The following is a 2,333-nucleotide window of genomic DNA, read 5'->3' as shown; positions in this document are numbered from 1 at the left end:
TGTTACGGGTAAAGTTTAAATGTCCAATCCGGGTAATGATTACATGTACAAAAATGTTATTGGTTATCTGATTGGATCTCATGAATCCACCTTAAGAAACTGATTCTGGAGGTGGAATTTTCATGGATAAGTTCCAAAAATTAACTTCAACGATTCGGTTGATAAAGGACACAAACTTGAAACCAAATTTTTCTGCATTGGCTAAGGCTTATGGCATTGATCGTAGAACGGTTAAGAAGTATTACGAGAATGGAGGGATGCCAAAAAGAAAAAAGAAAAAGGAATTTAGTAGATGGGATCCATATTTGGATCTTATTAATCAAAAACTCGAAATACCTGGAATTACTATTCGCGGACTTCATGAATTCTTTCGTGAAACAATGGGTGACAGTCAAATTCCTGGTACCTATGAAAGTCTCAAAGCCTATATTCGCAAAAAAGATATTCAGATTTCTCGCTCTCACGGACAAGCTGCACATGTCCATTTTGAAACACCGCCTGGTCAGCAGATTCAGGTGGATTGGATAGAAGGATTAAAGCTCAGATTGAAATCAGGTGAAACAGTTCCCTTCAATGTCTATTCTGCTACCCTGGGCTGGTCCAGAGAGCATGTTTTTATCTACGCTCCATCCATTACAACGGATGATTTTATTCGATGTACCGTTGATGTCTTCAGAAAATTAGGTGGCGTAACCAAAGAACTGCTTACTGATAACATGCCTGCGCTGGTCAGCATAAACGGAAAGAATAGAAGAATAAATACGAAGGCTGCACAATTTTTCAAGGATTTGGGCGTTGAACTCAAACTCTGCAAGGTTAGATCTCCTCAAACAAAGGGAAAGGATGAATCTGCTAATCGATTTCAGTCCTGGCTGCTCCCCTATGATGGAGAACTCAATGATGCAGATGATATCCGGCATCTGGTTGATGAAATTCTCACCAGACGAACAAACAATCAGATCAATGGAACAACCGGGATGCCACCCACCGCACTTTTTCAAAAAGAAAAGGAATATCTTAAGCCATTACCCCATCAGGTTCTGCTGGACAGCTACCTGAAAGAGCATGAAGTTCGAACAGTGCCACCAACACTGCTGGTCTCCTACAAAGGCAAAGGATATTCCGTACCAAAAAACTATATAGGCAAAAGAGTCCATCTTTATGCATGCAATGACAATCTGTTCATTTATGACAATAAAAACGAACTCATAACCATTCATAGTATATCAAACGACAAAAAGAATTATCACTTCGATCACTATGTGAATGGGTTAAATATAAAGGGAAAATCTGAAAATGAAATCAGAGAGATTGCCAAGAAGAATCTTGAACGGTTTGACTGCCTTTTGCCAGAAACAAAGAAGGAGAAGAAGTGACCAACAACTACAACAGATTAATTAATAATCTCGATGAACTGAAACTGCATGAATTCAGAGAACAGCTTCCTCACTATCTCTCTTTGGTTAACAAAGGAGAGATTGAAATTACAGATGCCATTTATGAACTGACAGAGCTGGAGAAAGCAAAGAGAATGGAAAGAATGATCACTTCCTGTGTGCGAACAGCAGGCTTTCCATTTCTCAAAGAATTTCATGATTATGATTTTTCCTTTCAACCAGGAATTGATAAAGGAGAGATTCTGGAGCTGGGTACTTTGCGTTTTATTGAAGCAAATGAAAATATTCTATTCTGTGGTACCTCAGGAACAGGCAAAACCCATTTATCTGTGTCTATTGGAATAGAAGCGGCCAAGCACCATTACAGTACCTATTTCATCACCTGTCATGCGCTGATGGAGCAATTGAAACAGGCTGCCCATGAAAACAGGCTGGAAGCCAAGCTGAAACACTATTCAAAATATCGTCTTCTGATCATCGATGAAATTGGATATCTGAATCTGGATGCGATGGCGGCAAATCTGATGTTTCAGCTGATATCAAGACGGTATGAAAAAAAATCGACAATCATTACAACCAACATAGTATTTTCAGGATGGGGAGAGCTGTTTGGAGATCCTGTAACTGCCAATGCCATTCTCGATCGTCTGTTGCACCATTGCCATGTGGTGACCATTAATGGCCCCAGTTATCGAACAAAGGATATTGGAGGGATGAGTGATCAAGAAGAAATGAGAGGAAAATAAATGGAAGACAGCAAGATTCAATAGGGTAAAGGCGACGAAGAGCAGGGGGCGGTTCCACTTCAGTGATGTCTAATGGCCGATATTTTACCGACATCACCTGCGTTTCACCGCCCCCAGCTCTCTTTTAATATGCTCAAAATTGTACATCTTTTAATTACCCAATTTGTACATTTTCTGATTGACATTTACA

General features: G+C 39.8%; 2 protein-coding genes. Both read left to right on the top strand.

Features of this window, described 5'->3' with window-relative positions; genetic code table 11:
• The first annotated feature begins 176 nt into the window (after positions 1-176).
• On the top strand, positions 177-1,376 hold the full coding sequence (gene istA, locus BO222_RS02570) for an IS21 family transposase (RefSeq protein ID WP_158024542.1): 1,200 nt from the start codon (positions 177-179) through the stop codon (positions 1,374-1,376).
• Complete coding sequence (gene istB / locus BO222_RS02565; RefSeq protein ID WP_075818114.1) at positions 1,373-2,143, top strand: IS21-like element helper ATPase IstB; 771 nt, start codon at positions 1,373-1,375, stop codon at positions 2,141-2,143. The genes istA and istB overlap by 4 nt, the downstream gene beginning before the upstream one ends.
• Positions 2,144-2,333 lie beyond the last annotated feature (190 nt).

Source organism: Ileibacterium valens (assembly GCF_001945525.1).
GTDB classification, from domain to species: Bacteria; Bacillota_I; Bacilli_A; order Erysipelotrichales; family Erysipelotrichaceae; genus Ileibacterium; species Ileibacterium valens.
The sequence above is the reverse complement of the archived record's forward strand: the minus strand, read 5'-3'. Positions and strand labels throughout refer to the sequence as shown.